The organism is Burkholderia sp. Bp8998 (genome assembly GCF_003854235.1).
Lineage (GTDB): Bacteria > Pseudomonadota > Gammaproteobacteria > Burkholderiales > Burkholderiaceae > Burkholderia.
The window spans coordinates 123,892-145,237 of record NZ_QTQF01000016.1 but is presented as its reverse complement, the minus strand read 5'-3'; the positions used below and the strand labels follow the sequence as shown (position 1 = coordinate 145,237).

Here is a 21,346-nt window from a genome sequence, read left to right as displayed (position 1 = left end):
CGATTATCCGCGCAACCTGACGCGTCGTTAAGCGATGCACGCGCAAGTTATGGGAAAATCCCTGTCTTTGCGACATTCTTCCTGGCACCGATGAGCACCGAACCCAGTTCCAAGCCTGTTTTCCCGATCACCGACGAAGTCCGCCATGCGCTCGCCGTCACGAAGCGCGGCGTCGACGAATTGCTGATCGAGGAAGAGTTCGCGCAGAAGCTCGCGCGCAGCGCAGCCACCGGCACGCCGCTGCGCATCAAGCTCGGCCTCGATCCGACCGCGCCCGACATCCACATCGGCCATACGGTCGTGCTGAACAAGATGCGTCAGCTGCAGGACCTCGGTCACACCGTGATCTTTCTGATCGGCGATTTCACGTCGCTGATCGGCGATCCGTCGGGCCGCAACGCCACGCGTCCGCCGCTCACGCGCGAACAGATCGAATCGAATGCGAAGACCTACTTCGAACAGGCCGCACTCGTGCTCGACCGCGAAAAGACCGAAATTCGCTACAACAGCGAATGGTCGATGCCGCTCGGCGCGGACGGGATGATCAAGCTCGCGTCGCGCTACACGGTCGCGCGGATCCTCGAGCGCGAGGATTTCACGAAGCGCTTCCAGGGCGGCGTGCCGATCTCGATCCACGAATTCCTGTACCCGCTGATGCAGGGCTACGACTCGGTCGCGCTGAATGCCGATCTCGAACTCGGCGGCACCGACCAGAAGTTCAACCTGCTGGTCGGTCGCGAACTGCAGAAGCAGTACGGCCAGGAACAGCAGTGCATCCTGACGATGCCGCTGCTCGAAGGCCTCGACGGCGTCGAGAAGATGTCGAAGTCGAAGGGCAACTATGTCGGCATCAGCGAGAAGCCGACCGACATGTTCGGCAAGCTGATGAGCATCTCGGACACGCTGATGTGGCGTTACTTCGAACTGCTGTCGTTCCGCAGCCTCGACGAGATCGCCGCTTTCAAGCGCGACGCCGAAGGCGGCCGCAATCCGCGCGACTTCAAGGTGCTGCTCGCGCAGGAAATCGTCGCGCGCTTCCACTCGCAGGCTGACGCCGAGCGTGCGCTCGAAGACTTCAACCACCGCGCGAAGGGTGGTGTGCCGGACGACATCCCGTCGGTCACGCTCGCGGGCGCGCCGCTCGCGATCGGCCAGCTGCTGAAGCAGGCGGGCCTCGTGCCGTCGACGAGCGAAGCACTGCGCAACATCGAGCAGGGCGGCGTGAAGATCGACGGCGCGACGGTGTCCGACAAGGGCCTGAAGGTCGAGGCCGGCGAGTTCATCGTCCAGGTCGGCAAGCGCCGCTTCGCGCGCGTCACGCTGACCGCATGATCGCGCTGATCCAGCGCGTGAAGCGCGCCGACGTGCGCGTCGGCGACCGCACGACGGGCGAGATCGGCGCAGGGCTGCTCGCGCTCGTCTGCGCGGAGCGTGGCGACACCGAGGCCGCGGCCGACAAGCTGCTCGCGAAGATGCTTGGCTATCGCGTGTTCAGCGACGCGGCCGGCAAGATGAACCTGCCGGTGTCGAACATCGATGGCGCGGGCGGTGCCGGCGGCCTGCTGCTCGTGTCGCAGTTCACACTTGCGGCCGATACCAACAGCGGGCTGCGGCCGAGCTTCACGCCGGCCGCGCCGCCCGACGAAGGTGCGCGCCTGTTCGACTATTTCGTCGCGGCCGCGCGCGAGCGCCATCCGGTCGTCGAGACCGGCGAGTTCGGCGCCGACATGCAGGTGTCGCTCGTCAACGACGGCCCCGTGACATTCTGGCTGCAAGTGCGGCCCTGATTCTTTCCCGGAGACGCGCCGCGATGGCCACCACGCAGATTCTCTTCATTCGCCATGGCGAGACGGCCTGGAACCGCATCAAGCGCATCCAGGGCCATATCGACATCCCGCTGGCCGACACGGGGCTCGCGCAGGCGCGGCGGCTGGCCGCCCGGCTCGCGCGGGAAGCGCGCGAAGGACAGCGGATCGACGCGCTCTATTCGAGCGACCTGATGCGCGCGCAACAGACCGCGCAACCCTTTGCCGATGCGCTCGGGCTGCCGCTGCAGTTGCGCGAAGGGCTGCGCGAACGCGCGTACGGCGTGTTCCAGGGGCATGACAGTACCGAGATCGAGACGCTGTTTCCGGACGCTTACGCCGCGTGGCAGACGCGCGACCCGGGCTTCGCACCCGACGGCGGCGAGTCGCAGCGCGAGTTCTATCACCGCGTGCTGCATGCGCTCGAGCCGATCGTCGCCGCGCATCCGGGCGGGCGGATCGCGTGTGTCGCGCACGGCGGCGTGCTCGACTGCGTGTACCGCTTTGCAAACGGTCTCGATCTGTCGGCGCCGCGCAGCTATCAATTGCTCAACACGAGCATCAATGTCGTCGATTACGTCGATGGCCGCGCGCAGGTCGTGCAATGGGCCGACGTGTCGCATCTGGACGACGCGAGCGACGACGATGATGGGTATCGCAAGGTACTCTGATCCCTTCGTACCGGTTCCGGCCAGCGTGACCGGCCGGGGCCGTCTTCTGCGTCAGGCTTGGCGCGGCCGTGCGTGGCGCGTCTTGCCGTCGATCACCGGGTTCGTGGACGCCGTTGGCAGACAATCGAAATGATCTGAGGAAGTGTCAGGAGGGCGGGTTGCCGTCGGGCGGTGTCGCGGTTGCGCGGCGGCGTGCGCGTTTCGACGCGCCGTTGACGAGCGCCCAGCGCAGTACCGGGGCGACTGCCCGGACGCCGGGCCGGACCACCGCGCGTCGCAGCGGCGCGAACGCCGACACGCCGAGCCTGCGCTGCGCCCAGGGCGGCAGCAGGTCGATGCCCGCATGCATGATCAGCGACGCGGCCGGCCGCAGCACGGGCGTTGCAACCGGCACATTCAGCAGGATGTCCATGACGTCGAAAGTGTGCGGCCCGGCTTCGAGTTCGGGTTGCATGCGCGCGAAATAGGCCGCGACCTCGGCACGTGAACGGGGCACCTCCCGCGCGCCGAGCAACTCGGCGATCAATGCCGTTTCAGCGTAGTAGGCGTCCTGCAGCTCGCCCGACAGCGACGGATTCACATAGCGCAAATGCGCGGCGAGGAAGCTCGACACTTCCGCGACATGCACCCAGGTCAGCAACGCCGGATCGTCGGCGCGGTACGGCCGGCCGTCGGGCGCGGTACCCGAGATGCGTGCGTGGATCGTTTTCACGCGCTCGATCAGCGCGAGTGCGTCCGCGCGGCTGCCGAACGTCGTGCCCGTGATGAACGTGGCGGTGCGCCGCAAGCGACCGAGGATGTCGGTGCGAAACGACGAGTGATCCCAGACACCCGCGAGCGCGAGCGGATGGAGCGCCTGCAGCAGCAGCGCGGCAATGCCGCCCGTCATCATCGACGTGAAATCGGCATGCACGCGCCAGCAGATGGCGTCGGGGCCGAACAGCCCCGGATCTCCGGGCGGCGACGAGAGATCGATCGACGGACCGCCGCCACCCGTCGTCAGGTGCGTGATGCCGGCCACGAGCCGCTTGCGGATCGGTTCGACCCAGCGCGGGCCCGGTGCGGGGGCGGTGGGGTGGCGGCTGGGCGGCGTGGTCATGGCTGGCTTGGTGCGGGCTGCGGGCTACTTCCCGGCGGGGGTATCCCACATCCCGCGTTCGGTGTTGCCGGCATCGGGCGCGGCGAGCCCGAAGTGGCGGTACGTGAGCAGCGTCGCGACGCGCCCTCGCGGTGTGCGCTGCAGGAAGCCCTGCTGGATCAGGTACGGTTCGAGCACGTCCTCGATCGTGTCGCGCTCCTCGCCGATCGCCGCCGCGAGGTTGTCGATGCCGACCGGGCCGCCGTCGAACTTGTGCAGGATTGCCTCGAGCAGCTTGCGGTCCATCAGGTCGAAGCCGACCGGATCGACGTCGAGCATCGCAAGCGCGGCGTCGGCGACGGCCGCGGTGATCTGGCCGTCGGCCTTCACTTCCGCAAAGTCGCGCACGCGGCGCAGCAGCCGGTTCGCGATCCGCGGCGTGCCGCGCGAGCGCTTCGCGATCTCCAGCGCGCCGTTCGGATCGATCTGCGCGTTGAGCAGCGACGCCGAACGCCGCACGATGCGTGACAGTTGATCGGCGTCGTAGAACTCGAGGCGCGCGACGATCCCGAAGCGATCGCGCAGCGGGTTGGTCAGCATCCCCGCGCGCGTGGTCGCGCCGACCAGCGTGAACGGCTGCAGGTCGAGCTTCACGCTGCGCGCGGCCGGCCCTTCGCCGATCATGATGTCGATCTGGTAATCCTCGAGCGCCGGATACAGGATTTCCTCGACGACCGGCGACAGCCGGTGGATCTCGTCGATGAACAGCACGTCGTTCGCCTCGAGGTTGGTCAGCAGCGCGGCGAGGTCGCCCGCGCGCTCGAGCACGGGGCCCGACGTCTGGCGCAGGTTCACGCCCATCTCGCGCGCGATGATGTGTGCGAGGGTGGTCTTGCCGAGGCCCGGCGGCCCGAACAGCAGCACATGGTCGAGCGGCTCGGCGCGGCGCTTCGCGGCCTCGATGAAGATCTCGAGCTGGCCGCGCACCTTTTCCTGGCCGACGTAGTCGTCGAGCTGGCGCGGCCGCAGCGCGCGTTCGAACACCTCCTCGTGCGACGAGGCGGGCGTGGCGGCGATGATCCGCTCGGCGGCGAGTTTGTCGGTTTCAATCATGCGGCCATTGTACCGCGCGCCGTCACGCGGCCGAACTGGCCGAACGGCCGACTGGCGCGCGCCGCACGGCGGCGCGACACTGGCTCCGACACACCGTTGGGGTACCTGCCCGGGCCGCCGTTACACCTTCGACAGTGCCTTGAGCGCGAGCTTGATGCCCTCGGACACGCCGGTGCCGGCCGGCACGTTCTTGATCGCGGCGAGGCCCTCCTTTTCCGAATAGCCGAGCGCGAGCAGCGCGTTGAGGATGTCGGTCGCATGGTCGGACGGCGACGCGGCGCCGGCGAGCGCACCGAGGTCCGCGCCGAGCTTGCCCTTCAGCTCCAGCAGCAGGCGCTCGGCGGTCTTCTTGCCGATGCCGGGCAGGCGGGTGAGACGTGCGGCGTCCTGCATCGTCACCGCCTGCGCAAGCTCTTGAACGCTCATGCCGGACAGCACGGCCAGCGCCATGCGCGCGCCGATGCCGGTGATCTTGAGCAGTTCGCGGAAGGTCGTGCGCTCCTGCGGCGTCAGGAAGCCGTACAGCAGGTGCGCGTCCTCGCGCACGATCTGCTGCGTGAGCAGCACGACGCGCTCGCCCGTTTGCGGCAGGTTGTAGAAGGTGCTCATCGGCACGTCGATTTCGTAGCCGACGCCGTTGCAGTCGACGAGCAGGTGAGGCGGATTCTTTTCGAGCAGGATGCCGGCGATGCGACCGATCATGGATGGCGGGATGCGAGGAGGAAAGCGCGAGTGTAGCGCAGGTGCGGCGCGATGCCGATGGGTTGGCCGTCAGGTCGGGGCGACGCGCGGCGCGTGCGCGACGCGATCAGGCGGGCAGGGCAGTGGCAGGCGCAATGCGTGCGATGCGGGTGGTCGCGCGCCGCGCCGAAGGAATGCGTGCCGTCGCGTCAGCCGACGAGCCGTCCTCGCCGCACGCGCAGCCCTTTTTTCGCGAGCGCCGGCGCGAGGCCGCCGATCGTGCCGAGCGTATTGCCGCTATGCGCATGGCAGATCGCCATCCCGAGCGCGTCGGCCGCGTCGCTGCCGGGCTGGCCGGTGAGATTGAGCAGCCGCGTGACCATCTCCTGCATCTGCGACTTGGTCGCGCGGCCGTAACCGACGACGGCCTGCTTCAGTTGCAGCGCGGTGTATTCTGCCACCGGCAGGCCGCCGGAGACGAGCCCGCAGATCGCGGCGCCGCGCGCCTGGCCGAGCAGCAGCGTCGACTGCGGGTTCACGTTGACGAACACCTGTTCGATCGCCGCCTGGTCGGGCGCGTGTTCGCGCACGAGCGTCGATACGCCCTGGAAGATCGTGCCGAGCCGGGTGGCGAGGTCGGCCGTGGGCGTGCGGATCACGCCGCTCGCGACATAGGCGAGCCGGTGGCCGCTGACGTCGATGATGCCGAAGCCGGTGACGCGCAGGCCGGGGTCGATGCCGAGAATTCGCATGAGTGGGGAGAAAGACCTGATGCAGCGATACTACAACGAATGGTGCGTGGCACCGGCCGCACGGTCGCGTGCGCCGGCGCCGCGCAATAAAAAACCCGGCGGGTATGATGCCGCCGGGTTTGCATGGAGCGGCCGCGCGGGCCGCGTGCGATCAGTGACGGAAGTGGCGCACGCCCGTCAGGATCATCGCGATGCCGTGCTCGTCGGCTGCCGCGATCACTTCGTCGTCGCGCATCGAGCCGCCCGGCTGGATCACGCAGGTCGCGCCTGCCGCCACGACGACGTCGAGACCGTCGCGGAACGGGAAGAACGCATCCGACGCGACGGCCGAACCGGCCAGCGTGAGGCCCGCGTTCTGCGCCTTGATGCTCGCGATGCGCGCGGAATCGACGCGGCTCATCTGGCCTGCGCCGACGCCGAGCGTCATGCCGTTGCCGCAGAACACGATCGCGTTCGACTTCACGTACTTCGCGACGCGCCATGCGAACAGCAGGTCGTCCATTTCCTTCGCGGTCGGCTGGCGCTTCGTGACAACGCGCAGCTCGCTCGGCTGCACGTTCTTCGAATCGAGCGACTGCACGAGCAGGCCGCCGCCCACGCGCTTCAGATCGAAGGCGTTATGGCCGTCGCCCAGCGCGATTTCGAGCAGGCGCACGTTCTGCTTCGCGGCGAACACCTGCTTCGCGGCGTCCGTGAACGACGGCGCGATCAGCACTTCGACGAACTGCTTCGCCACCGCCTGCGCGGCCGTCTCGTCGACTTCGCGGTTGAACGCGATGATGCCGCCGAACGCCGAGGTCGGGTCGGTCTGGAATGCCTTCGCATACGCGTTGGCCGAGTCGTTGCCGACCGCGACGCCGCACGGGTTCGCATGCTTGATGATCACGCAGGCCGGCGCGTCGAACGTCTTCACGCATTCCCACGCCGCGTCCGAATCCGCGATGTTGTTGTACGACAGTTCCTTGCCCTGCAGCTGGCGATAGTTCGCCAGTGCACCGGCCGGCGCCGCGAGGTCGCGGTAGAACGCGGCGCTCTGGTGCGGGTTCTCGCCGTAGCGCAGGTCCTGCACCTTGTCGAACGCCATGTTCAGCGTGGCCGGGTACGCGCTGCGCGACGCGTGCTGCAGCTCGTCGGTCAGGCTCGTCAGGTAGTTCGTGATCGCGCCGTCGTATTGCGCGGTGTGCGCGAACACCTTCGTCGCGAGGCGGAAGTTCGTCGCGTAGCCGATCGCGTTGCCGTTCGCCTTCATTTCGTCGAGCACGACCGCGTAGTCGGCCGGGTCGACGACGACCGTCACGTCGCGGTGGTTCTTCGCGGCCGAGCGCAGCATCGTCGGGCCGCCGATGTCGATGTTCTCGATCGCGTCGGCGAGCGTGCAGTCGTCCTTCGCGATCGTCGCGACGAACGGATACAGGTTCACGACCAGCAGGTCGATCGTCGGGATGCCGTGCTGCTCCAGCGCCTGCATGTGCTCGGGCAGGTCGCGGCGGGCGAGGATGCCGCCGTGCACCTTCGGGTGGAGCGTCTTCACGCGCCCATCGAGCATTTCCGGGAAGCCCGTGTAGTCAGCCACTTCTGTCACGGGCAGGCCCGCGTCGGCGAGGAGTTTCGCGGTGCCGCCGGTCGACAGCAGCTTGACGCCGAGGTCGGACAGCGACTTCGCGAAGTCGACGATGCCGGTCTTGTCGGAAACGGAAATGAGCGCTTGCTTGATCATGATGGAACCACCAATAGCCAGGGAAACGGGGACGGGACGGCCGCCTACAGCAGGCCGTGCTGCTGCAGCTTCTTGCGCAGCGTATTGCGATTGATGCCGAGGTACTCCGCGGCGAGCGACTGGTTGCCGCCGGCCTGTACGAGCACGACCTCGAGCATCGGCTTTTCGACGCAGGACATCACCATTTCATAGACGTCGTGCGGATTGGAGCCGTCTAGATCCCGGAAATACACGTCCAGGCTCTCGCGGACACATTGTTCGATGTTGTGCTTGCTCATGCTGCTAACTGGTTATGGTCGTCCGACTCGCCCTGGCCGTTTTCCTCTTCGTCATCGACGTAGACGAGGTGGTCCGACAGCGCCTTTTGCGCCTCGAAGAATGCATTGACGGCGGCGAGCTGCTCGCGGGTGGAATCGAGCGTGTTCATCCTGTGCCGGAACCCGTTGGCACCGGAAAGGCCGCGAGTGTACCAGCCGATGTGCTTGCGCGCAGTACGGACGCCCGTGAATTCACCGTAGAACGCGTAGTGGTCTTCCAGGTGTTCGTTCATCACGTGCTGGATCTCGTCGATCCGCGGCGGGGGCAGCAGCTCGCCGGTTTGCAGGAAATGATCGATTTCACGGAACAGCCACGGCCGGCCTTGCGCGGCGCGACCGATCATCAGTGCGTCGGCGCCGGTTGCGTCGAGCACGGTCTTCGCTTTTGCCGGCGACGTGATGTCGCCGTTCGCGACGACCGGAATCCGCACGGCCGCCTTCACGGCCGCGATCGTGTCGTATTCCGCGTCGCCGCGGTAGAGGTCGGCGCGCGTGCGGCCGTGCACGGTCAGCATCGAGATGCCGGCCGCTTCGGCAAGGCGCGCGACCGTGATCGCGTTCTTGTGCTCGCGATCCCAGCCGGTGCGGATCTTCAGCGTGACGGGCACCGCATCCGGCCCCGTGCCGACCGCCGCGACGACGGCCTCGACAATCCGCTGCACGAGCGGCTCGTTCTGCAGCAGCGCGGAGCCGGCCGCGACGTTGCAGACCTTCTTCGCCGGGCAGCCCATGTTGATGTCGATGATCTGCGCGCCGTTGTCGACGTTATAGCGGGCCGCTTCGGCCATCATCGCCGGATCGGCGCCGGCGATCTGCACCGCGATCGGCTCGACTTCGCCTTCGTGGTTCGCCCGCCGCATCGTCTTCGCGCTCTTCCACAGCTGCGCATTGGACGCGACCATCTCGGACACGGCGTACCCGGCCCCGAGCCGTTTGCACAGCTGGCGGAACGGACGGTCCGTCACGCCGGCCATCGGGGCGACGAACAGGTTGTTACGCAATACGTGAGAGCCGATAACGGGCATCGCAATGGCACCGCCCGCGAGCGCCGGGCGTCGCGGGCAAAAAAGGGCGGAGGGAAAACGGGCATTTTACCGTATTCCCATGCCCCGCCGATTTGACCCGGTTTGCGTGGCCTGACGGCGCGCAACACGCGGTGCGCCGCGTGTCAGTTGCGCTGGCCGAACATCATCTGGCGCGCGATCGCCTTCTTGAGCGGCGGTACGAACTCGAGCGCGGTGAGCGCCGCGCCGCGCAGCAGCGGAAGGGGGCCGGCGTCGACCGTGAACAGGCGCGCGAGCGTGTCGGTGGCGCCGATCGTGAAGCGCCGGTCGAGCGCGCGCCGCGCGTTGAAGGTGGCGAGCGCGGTCGCTTCGAAGCCCTGGGTGGACAGCGCGTCGACGAGCGTGTGCGCATCGCGCAGCCCGAGGTTGAGCCCCTGGCCGGCGACCGGGTGCAGCGTTTGCGCGGCGTTGCCGACGATCGCGATGCGCCCGTTGACGAGGGTTTGCGCCGCGTTCAGCCCGAGCGGGAACGATGCGCGCCCCGCGATCGCGACGAACTGGCCCATCCGCTCGCCGAATGCAGCGCCGAGTTCGCGCAGGAACGCGTCGTCGGGAAGGGTGGCGCGGCGGGCCGCGTCGTCGGGCGTGCAGCACCACACGAGCGAATACTCGGCCTGGCGCGGGCCGCCGAGCGGCAGCAGCGCGAGCGGGCCTTCGTGCGTGAAGCGTTCCCAGGCGACGTTCGGGCGCGGCGCCGAGACCGTGACCGTGCCGACGATCGCGGTCTGGCCGTAGTCGCGGCGATGCTTGCCGGTATTGGCCTGCTGTTCGTGGAACAGCCCGCCTTCGGCGTTGATGACGATGCGCGCGCGCAGCGTGCGTTCGCCTTGCGGGCCGTCGAGTGTGAGCGTGACGCCGTCGGCGTCCTGTTGCGGCGCGCGTGCTGTGGTCGACGTGAGCCAGTCGACGCGTGTGCCGCGCACCGCCTGCGCGAGCGCCCGGACGATCGAGCCATAGCGCACGACGTAGCCGAGCGCGGCGAGGTCGTGCTCGTCGCGGTCGATCAGCGTGCGCCCGAAATGGCCGCGCTGCGACACGTGGATGTGTTCGATCGGCGTCGCGTCGGCCGGCCATCCGAGCGTGTCGAGCAGCACGCGGCTGCCGTGCGACACGGCGATCGCGCGCGGGTCGTTCGCGCTCGCGGCCGGCTCGCGCGCGTCGATCAGCGCGATCGACGCGTGCTGCGTCGCGCTGCGTCGTGCGAGCCAGCCGGCGAGCGCGAGCCCGACGGGGCCCGCGCCGACGATGGCGAGGTCGTAGTCCGGCGTGGCCGGGGAGGAAGCGGTCGTCATCAGTGTTCGTGAAACGGGGTAACGGTCAACGGCGGTTCAACGGCGGGGCGGCCGAGGGGGATGGCAGCCTGCGGCACGCTCATGCGCCGTGCGCCGTGCGCCGCGCCCGCGCGCATCAGCGCCTCGATCTCCGCGGCCGCCACCGGCACGTCGCGCGTGATCAGCTCGCAACCGTGCTCGCGCACGATCGCGTCGTCCTCGATGCGGATGCCGACGTTCCAGTATTCGGACGGTACGTCGTCGGCGGCGCGCACGTACAGGCCCGGCTCGACGGTGAGCGTCATGCCGGGTTTCAGCGTGCGCCACGGCAGCGCGCCATTGGCGTCGCGCGCGGCGAGCCGCTCGCGGTAGTCGCCGCAATCGTGCACGTCCATGCCGATCCAGTGGCCGGTACGGTGCATATAGAAGCGTGCGTAGGCGCGCTCGGCGATCACGTCGTCGACGCTCGAGAAGCGCGTCTTCGGGATGATGCCGGTATCGAGCAGCCCTTGCGCCAGCACACCCACGGCCGCGTCGTGCGGCGCCTCGAACGGCACGCCCGCGCGCGTCGCGTCGATCGCGGCCTGCTGCGCGGCGAGCACGATGTCGTACAGCGTGCGCTGTGCGGGCGAGAAGCGTCCGTTGGCCGGGAACGTGCGCGTGATGTCCGACGCGTAGCCGTCGAGCTCGCACGCGGCATCGATCAGGATCAGGTCGCCGTCGTGCGCGACCGCGTTGCCGGCCGGGTAGTGCAGCACGCACGCGTTCGCGCCGGCCGCGACGATCGAGCCGTACGCGGGCGCCTGCGCGCCATGCTTGCGGAACGTGTATAGCAGCTCGGCCTCGAGTTCGTATTCGCGGATCCCCGGGCGGCACACCTGCATCGCGCGACGGTGCGCGAGTGCCGAGATGTGTGCGGCACACATCATGATCGCGAGTTCGTGCTCGTCCTTCACGAGCCGCATGTCGTCGAGCAGCGGCGTGAGATCGAGCAGCGCGTCCGGCGCGGCGACGCCCGTGCGCGCCTGCGCGCGCACCGCATCGATCCAGCCGGCGAGCTGGCGGTCGAGTTCGGCCGACGCGCCGAACCGGTAGTGCACGGTGCCCGCATCGGCGAGCAGGCGCGGCATTTCGGTGTCGATCACGTCGACCGCGTAGGCCGCATCGAAGCCGAACGCATCGCGCGCGGCCTCGGGCCCGTAATGGAAACCTTCCCAGATCTCGCGGTCGGCATTCTTCGCGCGGCAGAACAGGATCGATTCCGGTGCGCCGTGCGACCCGGCCGCGTTCAGCACGAGCACGGCATCCGGCTCGGTGAAGCCCGTCAGGTAATGGAAGTAGCTGTCATGCCGGTACGGAAAGGCCGTATCGCGGTTGCGCAGCATTTCCGGCGCGGTGGAGACGATGGCGACGCCGCCGCCCGCGGCGCGCAGTGCGGCAAGCACGCGTTCGCGGCGCTGGCGGTAGACGTCGACGGCGATGGCGGTATCGAGGGGCGCATTCATCGTGCGATTGTAGCGCCGCCTGACGCGGCGCGTGAGAGCTGTGGCCGCAAGCCACGCCGGACGGGGCTCGGCGACGGCTGTTGCAAACCATCCACAGGCCGTACGGGCGATTTTCTACCGGGCAACGTCGGCCGGTTATGATCGACGACAACGTATACTCTCGGCGGTTCCCTTAAAAAGGCAGATGATGAAATTAATCGGTTCGCTCAGCAGCCCGTACGTCCGAAAGACGCGGATCGTGCTTGCTGAAAAGAAGATCGACTACAAGCTGGAGCTCGAGAACGTGTGGGCGCCGGAGACGGACATTCATGCATCGAATCCGCTCGGCAAGGTCCCGTGTCTCGTGATGGAGGATGGTGCCGCGGTGTTCGATTCCCGCGTGATCTGCGAATACGTCGATACGCTGTCGCCGGTCGGCAAGCTGATTCCGCCGTCGGGGCGCGAACGTGTCGAAGTGCGTTGCTGGGAAGCGCTGGGCGACGGCGTGCTCGACGCGGCCGTGGCGATCCGTCTCGAACACACGCTGCGTGACGAAGCGCAGCGCAGCGCGAGCTGGATCGCGCGCCAGCAGCGCAAGATCGACGACGCCCTCGTCGCGATGTCGCAGGGCCTCGGCGGCAAGACGTGGTGCGTCGGTAATCATTACACGCTCGCCGACATCGCACTCGGCTGCGCGCTCGGCTACCTCGACTTCCGGATGCCCGAACTCAACTGGCGCGACCGCCATCCGAACCTCGACAAGCATTTCGTGAAGCTGTCGCAACGGCAGACGTTCGCCGACACGCTGCCGCAAGGCTGACCGGCTGCCGGCCGCGGACCGGGCAGGCAAAGGAAAAGCGCCCCGCGGGGCGCTTTTCCTTTTGGCGGATCGCCCCGGGAGACGGGCGATCGTGCGCATCATCCGTTACTCGATCGACGCGTAAGCGGTTTCGCCGAGCACGAACGAATCGCTGCGCGCGATCGGCCACCACTTGTCGTACAGCGTATAGCCGCAGGTCTGGCCGTCGAGCAGCGCGCCGGGCTTCAGGTACTTCAGCAGCTGCGACATCAGCCGCACCTCGTGCGGCGCGACCCGCTGCACGATGTGATGCGCGCGCAGCTCGGACGGATGCCCGAGGCCGGCTGCCTGCACCAGTTCCTGCAGCGCGTGCAGCGTATTGCGATGGAAGTTGTACACGCGCTCGGCCTTGTCGGGCACGACGAGGGCGCGCTGGCGCACTGGGTCCTGGGTGGCGACGCCGGTCGGGCAGCGGTCGGTGTGGCAGTGCTGCGCCTGGATGCAGCCGACCGCGAACATGAAGCCGCGCGCCGAGTTCACCCAGTCGGCGCCGATCGCGAGCGTGCGCGCGATGTCGAACGCGGTGATGATCTTGCCGCTCGCGCCGATCTTCACGCGGTCGCGCACGCCGATCCCGACGAGCGTGTTGTGCACCAGCAGCAGCCCTTCCTGCAGCGGCACGCCGACATGGTCGGTGAATTCGAGCGGCGCCGCGCCGGTGCCGCCTTCCGCGCCGTCGACGACGATGAAGTCGGGCACGATGCCCGTCTCGACCATCGCCTTCGCGATCCCGAAGAATTCCCACGGATGGCCGATACACAGCTTGAAGCCGGTCGGCTTGCCGCCCGACAGCGTGCGCAGCCGCTCGACGAATTCGAGCAGCCCGCGCGGCGTCGAGAATTCCGAGTGCGTGGCGGGCGAGATGCAGTCCTTGCCCATCGGCACGCCACGCGTCTCGGCGATCTCGGGCGTGATCTTTGCCGCCGGCAGCACGCCGCCGTGGCCCGGCTTCGCGCCTTGCGACAGCTTGATCTCGATCATCCTGACCTGCGGATCGGCGGCCTGCTTCGCGAACTTGTCGGGGTTGAACGTGCCGTCGTCGTTGCGGCAGCCGAAGTAGCCGGACGCGATCTCCCAAATGATGTCGCCGCCGTTCTCGCGGTGGTACTTCGACAGCGAGCCTTCGCCGGTGTCGTGCGCGAACCCGCCTTTCTTCGCGCCGAGGTTCAGCGAGCGGATCGCGTTCGCGGACAGCGAGCCGAAGCTCATCGCCGAGATGTTGAAGATCGAGATGTCGTATGGCTGCGCGCGGTTCGCGCCGACGCGGATGCGGAAGTCGTGGCTCGGCAGCTTCGTCGGCGCGAGCGAGTGGCTGATCCATTCGTGCGCGAGCGCCTTCACGTTCAGTTCGGTGCCGTACGGGCGGTTGTCGGCGACGTTCTTCGCGCGCTGGTAGACGAGGCTGCGCTGCGCGCGCGAGAACGGCTTCTCGTCGGTGTCGTCCTCGACGAAATACTGGCGGATCTCGGGGCGGATGAACTCGAACAGAAAGCGGAAATGGCCCCAGAGCGGGTAGTTGCGCAGGATCGCGTGACGGTCCTGGTTCAGGTCGTACAGGCCGACGGCGACGAGGGCGACGGGGATGATGATCCACAGCCAGGAAAGCACGTGGATCGACGCGAGTGCGGCCGCTGCAACGAGCAGCAGGACGGCACACCACATCGCGAGGTAGCGTCGTGAAAGCATGGGGGCTCCGTAAGCATCTTGAAATGCCGCCATGCGTACGCTGCGAGGGCGGCGCACCGGCCGCGGCGGAATCGTGTTCCGCCGGGCGCGGCGTGCCGCAAGTCTAAACCGAATGGATGTCAGTGTGCTTCGACGAGCGCGCCCGCACGGGCTGCTGCCGGTGCCGGCGCCGTCTGGCCGGTGGCCGCGGACTCGATGATGCCGCCGCCGAGGCAGATCTCGCCGTCGTACAGCACGGCCGACTGGCCGGGCGTGACCGCCCATTGCGCGTCGTCGAACGCGAGCGCGAAGCGTCCTTCGTCGGCCCGGCCGAACGAGCATGCCGCATCGGCCTGCCGGTAACGCGTCTTCGCGCCGCACGCGAAGCCGTCGGCCGGCGGCTCGCCCGCGACCCAGCTCACGTTGCCGGCGACGAGCTCGCGTGACAGCAGCCACGGATGGTCGTGGCCCTGCACGACGTACAGCGTGTTCGACGCGATGTCCTTCGCCGCGACGAACCACGGCTCGCCGCTGCCGTCCTTGCTGCCGCCGAGGCCGATGCCCTTGCGCTGGCCGAACGTGTAGAACGCGAGGCCGATGTGCTCGCCGATCACCTTGCCGTCCGGCGTCTTCATCGGGCCGGGCTTCGTCGGAAGATAGCGGTTCAGGAAGTCGCGGAACGGCCGTTCGCCGATGAAGCAGATGCCGGTCGAATCCTTCTTCTTCGCGTTCGGCAGGCCGATCTGCGCGGCGATCTCGCGCACTTTCGTCTTCGGAATCTCGCCGAGCGGGAACATCGTCTTCGACAGTTGCGCCTGGTTCAGGCGGTGCAGGAAGTACGACTGGTCTTTCGTATGATCGAATGCCTTCAGCAGCTCGAAGCGACCGTCGCGCTCGCGCACGCGCGCGTAGTGGCCGGTCGCGATCATTTCCGCGTCGAGCGACATCGCGTGGTCGAGGAACGCCTTGAACTTGATCTCGGCGTTGCACAGCACGTCCGGGTTCGGCGTGCGGCCGGCCGAGTACTCGCGCAGGAATTCGGCGAACACGCGGTCCTTGTATTCGGCCGCGAAATTCACGGCTTCCACGTCGATGCCGATCAGGTCGGCCACCGACACCACGTCGATCCAGTCCTGGCGCGTCGAGCAGTATTCGCCGTCGTCGTCGTCTTCCCAGTTCTTCATGAACAGGCCGACCACGTCGTACCCCTGTTCCTTCAACAGCCACGCGGTCACCGACGAATCGACGCCGCCCGACATGCCCACTACTACACGGCGCTTGCTCATTTGTTTACCGCCTGACGGTCGAATGCGTCCGGACGCGGCGCGACCGAATGCGTGTGCACGAAATCGAGCGGAATGCGCCGCCCGGCGAGATAGTCGTCGACGCAGCGCATCACCGCCGGCGAGCGGTGGCGCTCGCTGCACGCACGCAGTTCGTCGGCGCTCATCCACAGCGTGCGGACGATGCCGTCGTCGAGCCGGTGGCCCGGCAGCGGTTCGCCGGCCCTGCCGCAGAACGTGAAGCGCAGGTAGGTCGCGCCGGCGCTGCCGGGGCGGTCGTAGTGCGCGAGATAGACGCCGACGAGGGCGTCGGGGACGAACGGATGTGCGGTTTCCTCGAGCGTCTCGCGGATCACGGCGTCGGCGAGCGTCTCGCCGGCTTCGAGATGGCCGGCCGGCTGGTTGATGCGCAGGCCCGTCGAGGTTTCTTCCTCGATCACGAGAAAGCGACCGGCGCGCTCGACGAGCGCCGCGACGGTCACATGCGGGGTCCAGATTTCGGGTTTCATGGTTCGGCATTTTACCGGTTGCGCCCCGACGCTGCCGGTCTTCAGGTTAGACGAATCCGACCCCAGTCGTTCCTGCGGCGGCCGCGGGGCTTCCCGATCGCCGCGACGCGCGTCGGCCGCGCGGTCTGCGTCGACAGGCGGCCGGCTGGCGCGGAAGGTCCGGCCGCCACCGGCTGAATCGCGCCCCGCTTTTTTCACGGCGCGACGATCGTCGCGACGCAGGCGGCGATCGTGTCCCGCACGCGCACGATCGCCGGGTCGCGCTGCGTGCTGGTGCGCCAGCCGATCTCCACCGGGTAGCGCGGCAGCTCGACCGGGCACGCGAGCGCATGCAGGGACGTCGCTTGCGCGATCGCGCGGGCCGCGTGCGCCGGAATCGTCGCTACCGCGTCGGAACCGGCGAGCAGGTACGGCAGCGCCGCGAAATGCGTGGTCGAGGCCGCGACGCGCCGCTTGTGGCCGAGCGCGGCCAGCGCCTCGTCGACGATCCCGATCACGCCACCGGACGACACGAGCAGGTGATCGCGCTGCAGGAAATCGGCGAGCGCGAGCATGGCGGGCGAGCGCGCGCGGCCGGCCGGATCGATCAGGCACGCATAACCGCCCGTCGCGACCGCGCGCCGGCTGAGCCCGTTCGCCGAGAACCCGCCCGACGCGATCGCGAGATCGACGCCGTGCCGCAGCAGCGCGTCGCCCGCGATGCCGCTGTGCGTCTGCCGGAAGATCAGCCGGATGCCCGCGGCTTCCCGTGCGACCGCGTCGATCAGCGCGCGGCCGAGCGCGATCTCGAAGTCGTCCGACAGCCCGATCGAGATCGTGCGGCCGACCCGCTCGCCGCCGTCGGCCGCGACCGCGAGGCTTGCGCGGCAGCGGTCGAGCGCGTCGGACAGGATCGGCTTCAGTTCGTCCGCGCGCGGCGTCGGCGCGAGCCCGCGGCCGGTGCGTACGAACAGCGGATCGGCGTAGATCACGCGCAGCCGCGCGAGCGCCGCGCTGACGGCCGACTGCGTGAGGCAGAGCCGCAGCGCCGCGCGGCTCGCGCCGCCTTCCTCGTACAGCGCCTCGAACACCTTCAGCAGGTTCAGGTCGAGCCCCGCGATATCATCCGCATTCATGTCAGTTATCGTTGTATCGATTTGATCGATGAAATGATATCGATAAAGATGGTGTCATCCCACTCACCGGAGACGCCTCCATGTCCACCTCAGTCATCGCCGCGCTGCAGATCGGCGCATCGCCCGCCGGCACGCGCGCCACGCTCGACACGATCCTCGGCTATGAAACCGCGATCCGCGACAGCGGCGCGTCGCTCGTCGTGCTGCCCGAGGCCGTGCTCGGCGGCTATCCGAAAGGCGAGATCTTCGGCACGCGGCTCGGCTACCGGCTGCCCGAGGGCCGCGACGCGTATGCACGCTACGCCGCGCAGGCGATCGACGTGCCCGGGGCCGAAACCGACGAACTGGCCGCGCTGTCGCAGCGCACGGGCGCGAGCCTCGTGGTCGGCGTGATCGAGCGCGGCGGCAGCACGCTGTACTGCACGGCGCTGTTCTTCGATCCGCGCGACGGGCTCGTCGCGAAGCACCGCAAGCTGATGCCGACCGGCACCGAACGGCTGATCTGGGGGCAGGGCGACGGCTCGACGCTGCCGGTGGTCGACACGGCCGCGGGCCGCGCGGGCGCCGCGATCTGCTGGGAGAACCACATGCCGCTCCTGCGCTGCGCGATGTATGCGAAAGGCGTGCAGATCTGGTGCGCGCCGACCGTCGACGAGCGCGACCTGTGGCAAAGCTCGATGCGCCACATCGCGCACGAGGGGCGCTGCTTCGTCGTGAGCGCCTGCCAGGTGCAGCCGTCGCCGCGCGCGCTCGGCATCGACGTGCCGGGCTGGGATCCCGAGCGGCCGCTGATCCGCGGCGGCAGCGTGATCGTCGGGCCGCTCGGCGACCTGCTGACGGAGCCGCTGATCGGCGAGGCCGGGCTCGTGACCGCGCGCATCGATACCGACGAGCTCGTGCGTGCGCGTTACGACTTCGACGTGGTCGGGCACTATGCGCGCGCCGACGTGTTTTCGCTGCACGTCGACGAGCGGCCGAAGCGCTCGGTGGTGTTCGGAGAATGACCGTGGTTGCCGGGGCGAGGATGCCCCGGCGTGCGCATGGCGGCGGCGCGGCATGCGGCCGTGCGGCCGGCTGCCGCCGCGTGCGTCAGCGCATCGGCGCTTCCGCGATCCGCATGTAGTCGGCGATCCGCCGGCCTTCCATGTCCGGAAACTGCTCGTGCACGGTGATATCGCCCATTCGCGCGATGTCGAAGGTGCGGAAGTCGTCGCGCAGCTCGCACCACGCGCCGATCGTCCAGCGTCCGCCCCAGTAGACGAGCCCGAGCGGCCACACGCGGCGCCTGGTGTGCGCGCCGAGCCGGTCGCGGTAGTCGAAGCTGACGATGTGACGCGTGTCGACCGCCTGGTGGATCGCGTCGACCTTCGCGCAGAACGTCTCGTCGATGTGGAACGACGGCGCGAACACCGGCAGGCGATCGAGCGCCGTGCGCTTGTCGGCGGGCATCGCCGACGCGATCTTCGCGAGCGCCGAACGCGCGCCGCCCGCGAAGCGCGCGCCGCCCCAGGTCTCGAGCATCCGCGCGCCGGCCGCGAGCGCCGCGAGCTCCTCGGCCGTGAACGTGAGCGGCGGCAGGCTGGCGTTGCGGTTCAGCCGGTAGCCGATGCCGGCTTCGCCTTCGATCGGCACCCCTGACAGTTGCAGGTCGCGCACGTCGCGATAGACCGTGCGCGGCGACACCGACAGCCAGTCGGCGAGCTGCTGCGCGGTCGTGAGGCGCCGGCCGCGCAGCAGCTCGGCGATCTGGAACAGGCGGTCGGCACGGCGCGTCATGGCTGCACCTCGACTCCAACGGCTACGGGGACTTCGCGATGATAGCGCCGCGCCGGTCGGATCGTGGACGCGCTCAGTGGCATTTCGGTGCGTGCAGGCCGACGCGGTTGCCTTCGGTATCGATCAGGTAGCCGATGTAGCCGTAGTTGTTCGGCAGCTCGACGACCGAGCCCTGCACGATGCCGCCCGCGCGCTTCGCGCGTTCGAGCGCCGCGACGACCGACTCGCCGGCGTTCAGGTACACGAGCACGCCGTTCGCGCTCGGCTTCATCTGCTGCGGATCGAACACGATGCTGCCGCCCGTGCTCGATGCTTCGTGATCGAACATGGCCATCGGCACGCCGCCGATGACTTCGCGCTGCAGCGTCGTTTGCAGCACGGTTTCGTAGAAACGGATCGCCCGGTCGAAGTCGAGGGACGGGATGTCGAACCACGCGATCGCGCGTTCCAGGATTGCGGTTTCAGTTGCGGTTGCGGACGTCATGACGAGCTCCTTGTTGTTCGGGTTCTTCTTGAGGGAAACCAGCCTTGCATTGCGCCGGGATTGCAGTGTGATCGGGGGCTGCTGACAGCGTGCTGTCAGTAGTCGTGGCGGTCCTGACAAAAGGGGGGGCGGTGGCGGCGCAACGGCCGTGCGGAGCCGCATCGGCGCGCGGTTGGCGGGGCGGTACGCGGGGCGCCGGCCGCGCGGGTGCGGTCGAAAGCAAAACGCCCGGCTCGGGCCGGGCGTCGTGTGGGTGTCAGCAGGCCGCCGCAGCGGGCCGTCTCGCGCGTCAGGCGTCGCCTTCCGGCGCGGCCGGGCGTGCTTTCACGCTGCCGGCGATCAGGTCGAAGCGGAACAGCCGGCATTCGAGCGCACCGTTGAACAGCGGCGTCTTCGCCGATTCGCGCAGGCGCAGCTGGCCCGGCAGCGACCGGTCCGACGTCAGCAGGAACGCCTGCCAGCCCGTGAAGCGCTGCTTGAGCGCATCGCCGAGCGCGTTGAAGAACTCGCTGTCCGGCGCGTCGGTGTGCGTGCGGCGGAATGCGTCGTCGTTGCCGCGGTTGCGGCCCGTCTCGCGCACCTCGCCGCGTGCGCTGCGGCCGCGCACCTCGATCCGCTCGCCGTACGGCGGGTTCGCGAGGATGATGCCCGGGCCGTCGCACGGCGGCGTCATCCCGCGCGCGTCGACCTGCTTGAGCCATACCGACGGCACACCCGCGCGCTCGAGGTTCGCGCGCGCCTTCTCGAGCATGTCGCCCGAGATGTCGCTGCCGTACACGCCGAGCGAATCGCGCTTGCCGCGCGCCGCGCGCTTCGCGTCGAGCGCCGCGACCTTCAGGCCCTGCCATGCGGTGATGTCGTACTGCTTGAGCTTTTCGAAGCCGAACCGGCGCTCGACGCCCGGCGCGACGCCGAGCGCGATCTGCGCGGCTTCGGCGAGGAACGTGCCGCTGCCGCACATCGGGTCGTACAGCGGCGTGCCGGGCGTCCAGCCCGTCAGGCGCAGGATGCCGGCCGCGAGGTTTTCGCGCAGCGGCGCCGCGCCCTTGTCGAGGCGCCAGCCGCGCTTGAACAGCGGCTCGCCCGACGTATCGAGGTACAGCGTGCACTCGGTGGCCGTCAGGAACGCGAACACGCGCACGTCCGGCGCGCCGGTGTCGATGCTCGGCCGCGAGCCGGTCTTGTCGCGCATCCGGTCGCAGATCGCGTCCTTCACACGCAGCGTCGCGAACTCGAGGCTCTTCAGCGGCGACTTGATCGCGGTGATGTCGATGCGCAGCGTCTGCGTCGACGCGAACCAGCGTTCCCACGGCTGCTCGAGCGCGAGCGCGTAGACGTCCTGTTCGTTGCGGTACGGGCGGTGCGCGATCTTCAGCAGGATCCGGCTCGCGATCCGCGAATGGAGGTTCGCGGCCATGCCGGCGGCCCAGCCGCCGCGGAAATGGACACCGCCCGGCACCTGCGCGCCCGCGGTGAACGGCGCGCCGTCCAGATGGCGGCCGGCGATTTCGGCCAGCTCGGCGGCAAGCGCCGCTTCGAGGCCGCGCGGGCAGGGAGCGAAGAATTCGTACAGGGTGGGCGAGGACATAAGGCGGGTGAGGACGTGCAAAAGTCCACCATTGTACGCGGCGCGGGCGCCCCGGGGCCGACGTTGCGTCGGATTCGGGACGCCGGCCCCGGTGCGCCGGTCGGGACGGCGGGC

The 21,346-nt window shown here is 68.6% G+C and carries 20 protein-coding genes and 1 pseudogene; 5 read left to right on the top strand and 16 right to left on the bottom strand.

Features of this window, described 5'->3' with window-relative positions; all coding sequences use genetic code 11:
- The first annotated feature begins 90 nt into the window (after positions 1-90).
- Genes tyrS through DIE06_RS17855 form a run of 3 tightly spaced genes read left to right on the top strand, consistent with a single transcriptional unit; the run spans position 91 to position 2,476 of the window.
- Positions 91-1,332: a tyrosine--tRNA ligase gene (gene tyrS, locus DIE06_RS17865; RefSeq protein ID WP_124662544.1), complete on the top strand. Its 1,242-nt coding sequence runs from the start codon at positions 91-93 to the stop codon at positions 1,330-1,332.
- The gene (gene dtd, locus DIE06_RS17860) at positions 1,329-1,787 is read left to right on the top strand and encodes a D-aminoacyl-tRNA deacylase (RefSeq protein WP_124662543.1); all 459 of its coding nucleotides are present in this window, start codon (positions 1,329-1,331) and stop codon (positions 1,785-1,787) included. The genes tyrS and dtd overlap by 4 nt, the downstream gene beginning before the upstream one ends.
- Positions 1,788-1,810: 23 nt before the next feature.
- A complete protein-coding gene (locus DIE06_RS17855; RefSeq protein WP_124662542.1) occupies positions 1,811-2,476 on the top strand; it encodes a histidine phosphatase family protein in 666 nt (221 codons plus the stop codon).
- 145 nt (positions 2,477-2,621) lie between these two features.
- Here the strand turns inward: DIE06_RS17855 and DIE06_RS17850 are convergent, their stop codons facing one another.
- From DIE06_RS17850 to DIE06_RS17810, 9 genes and pseudogenes are all read right to left on the bottom strand, one after another.
- On the bottom strand, positions 2,622-3,575 hold the full coding sequence (locus DIE06_RS17850) for an oxygenase MpaB family protein (protein ID WP_124662541.1): 954 nt from the start codon (positions 3,573-3,575) through the stop codon (positions 2,622-2,624).
- A 24-nt stretch (positions 3,576-3,599) separates the two neighbouring features.
- Complete coding sequence (ruvB, locus tag DIE06_RS17845) at positions 3,600-4,667, bottom strand: Holliday junction branch migration DNA helicase RuvB (RefSeq protein ID WP_124662540.1); 1,068 nt, start codon at positions 4,665-4,667, stop codon at positions 3,600-3,602.
- Between the two features lie 120 nt (positions 4,668-4,787).
- Positions 4,788-5,369 (bottom strand): Holliday junction branch migration protein RuvA, encoded by a 582-nt coding sequence (gene ruvA, locus DIE06_RS17840; protein WP_014898064.1) that lies wholly within the window; start codon positions 5,367-5,369, stop codon positions 4,788-4,790.
- 188 nt (positions 5,370-5,557) lie between these two features.
- Positions 5,558-6,100, bottom strand: a complete 543-nt coding sequence (gene ruvC / locus DIE06_RS17835) for a crossover junction endodeoxyribonuclease RuvC (protein ID WP_124662539.1) — start codon at positions 6,098-6,100, stop codon at positions 5,558-5,560.
- Positions 6,101-6,251: 151 nt separating this feature from the next.
- Positions 6,252-7,817, bottom strand: a complete 1,566-nt coding sequence (gene purH / locus DIE06_RS17830; RefSeq protein WP_124662538.1) for a bifunctional phosphoribosylaminoimidazolecarboxamide formyltransferase/IMP cyclohydrolase — start codon at positions 7,815-7,817, stop codon at positions 6,252-6,254.
- Between the two features lie 44 nt (positions 7,818-7,861).
- Complete coding sequence (locus DIE06_RS17825) at positions 7,862-8,095, bottom strand: Fis family transcriptional regulator (protein WP_006476892.1); 234 nt, start codon at positions 8,093-8,095, stop codon at positions 7,862-7,864.
- Positions 8,092-9,159, bottom strand: a complete 1,068-nt coding sequence (gene dusB / locus DIE06_RS17820) for a tRNA dihydrouridine synthase DusB (protein WP_124662537.1) — start codon at positions 9,157-9,159, stop codon at positions 8,092-8,094. Before dusB ends, DIE06_RS17825 begins: the two co-directional genes overlap by 4 nt.
- Positions 9,160-9,302: 143 nt before the next feature.
- Positions 9,303-10,490, bottom strand: coding sequence for a UbiH/UbiF/VisC/COQ6 family ubiquinone biosynthesis hydroxylase (locus tag DIE06_RS17815; protein ID WP_124662536.1), 1,188 nt, complete (start codon positions 10,488-10,490; stop codon positions 9,303-9,305).
- Between the two features lie 101 nt (positions 10,491-10,591).
- Positions 10,592-11,974, bottom strand: a pseudogene (locus DIE06_RS17810) (aminopeptidase P N-terminal domain-containing protein); the annotation flags it as partial.
- A 187-nt stretch (positions 11,975-12,161) separates the two neighbouring features.
- Between DIE06_RS17810 and DIE06_RS17805 the strand changes: the two are divergent.
- Positions 12,162-12,773, top strand: a complete 612-nt coding sequence (locus tag DIE06_RS17805) for a glutathione S-transferase family protein (RefSeq protein ID WP_124662556.1) — start codon at positions 12,162-12,164, stop codon at positions 12,771-12,773.
- Positions 12,774-12,878: 105 nt separating this feature from the next.
- Here DIE06_RS17805 and DIE06_RS17800 read toward each other — a convergent pair whose 3' ends face one another.
- From DIE06_RS17800 to DIE06_RS17785, 4 genes are all read right to left on the bottom strand, one after another.
- Complete coding sequence (locus DIE06_RS17800; RefSeq protein WP_124662535.1) at positions 12,879-14,498, bottom strand: FMN-binding glutamate synthase family protein; 1,620 nt, start codon at positions 14,496-14,498, stop codon at positions 12,879-12,881.
- Between the two features lie 119 nt (positions 14,499-14,617).
- Complete coding sequence (gene mnmA, locus DIE06_RS17795; protein ID WP_124662534.1) at positions 14,618-15,763, bottom strand: tRNA 2-thiouridine(34) synthase MnmA; 1,146 nt, start codon at positions 15,761-15,763, stop codon at positions 14,618-14,620.
- Positions 15,760-16,269, bottom strand: a complete 510-nt coding sequence (locus DIE06_RS17790; RefSeq protein ID WP_124662533.1) for an NUDIX hydrolase — start codon at positions 16,267-16,269, stop codon at positions 15,760-15,762. Before DIE06_RS17790 ends, mnmA begins: the two co-directional genes overlap by 4 nt.
- 194 nt (positions 16,270-16,463) lie before the next feature.
- Positions 16,464-17,384 (bottom strand): LysR family transcriptional regulator, encoded by a 921-nt coding sequence (locus DIE06_RS17785; protein WP_124662532.1) that lies wholly within the window; start codon positions 17,382-17,384, stop codon positions 16,464-16,466.
- Between the two features lie 80 nt (positions 17,385-17,464).
- Between DIE06_RS17785 and DIE06_RS17780 the strand changes: the two genes are divergently transcribed.
- Positions 17,465-18,388: a carbon-nitrogen hydrolase family protein gene (locus DIE06_RS17780; RefSeq protein WP_124662531.1), complete on the top strand. Its 924-nt coding sequence runs from the start codon at positions 17,465-17,467 to the stop codon at positions 18,386-18,388.
- Positions 18,389-18,473: 85 nt separating this feature from the next.
- On the opposite strand, the gene DIE06_RS17775 is transcribed toward DIE06_RS17780, so the two are convergent.
- The 3 genes from DIE06_RS17775 to DIE06_RS17765 form a co-directional block, all read right to left on the bottom strand.
- Positions 18,474-19,160 (bottom strand): YafY family protein, encoded by a 687-nt coding sequence (locus DIE06_RS17775; protein WP_124662530.1) that lies wholly within the window; start codon positions 19,158-19,160, stop codon positions 18,474-18,476.
- 73 nt (positions 19,161-19,233) lie between these two features.
- Positions 19,234-19,644: a VOC family protein gene (locus DIE06_RS17770; RefSeq protein WP_124662529.1), complete on the bottom strand. Its 411-nt coding sequence runs from the start codon at positions 19,642-19,644 to the stop codon at positions 19,234-19,236.
- Positions 19,645-19,933: 289 nt separating this feature from the next.
- Complete coding sequence (locus DIE06_RS17765) at positions 19,934-21,232, bottom strand: class I SAM-dependent RNA methyltransferase (RefSeq protein WP_124662528.1); 1,299 nt, start codon at positions 21,230-21,232, stop codon at positions 19,934-19,936.
- Between the last annotated feature and the right edge of the window lie 114 nt (positions 21,233-21,346).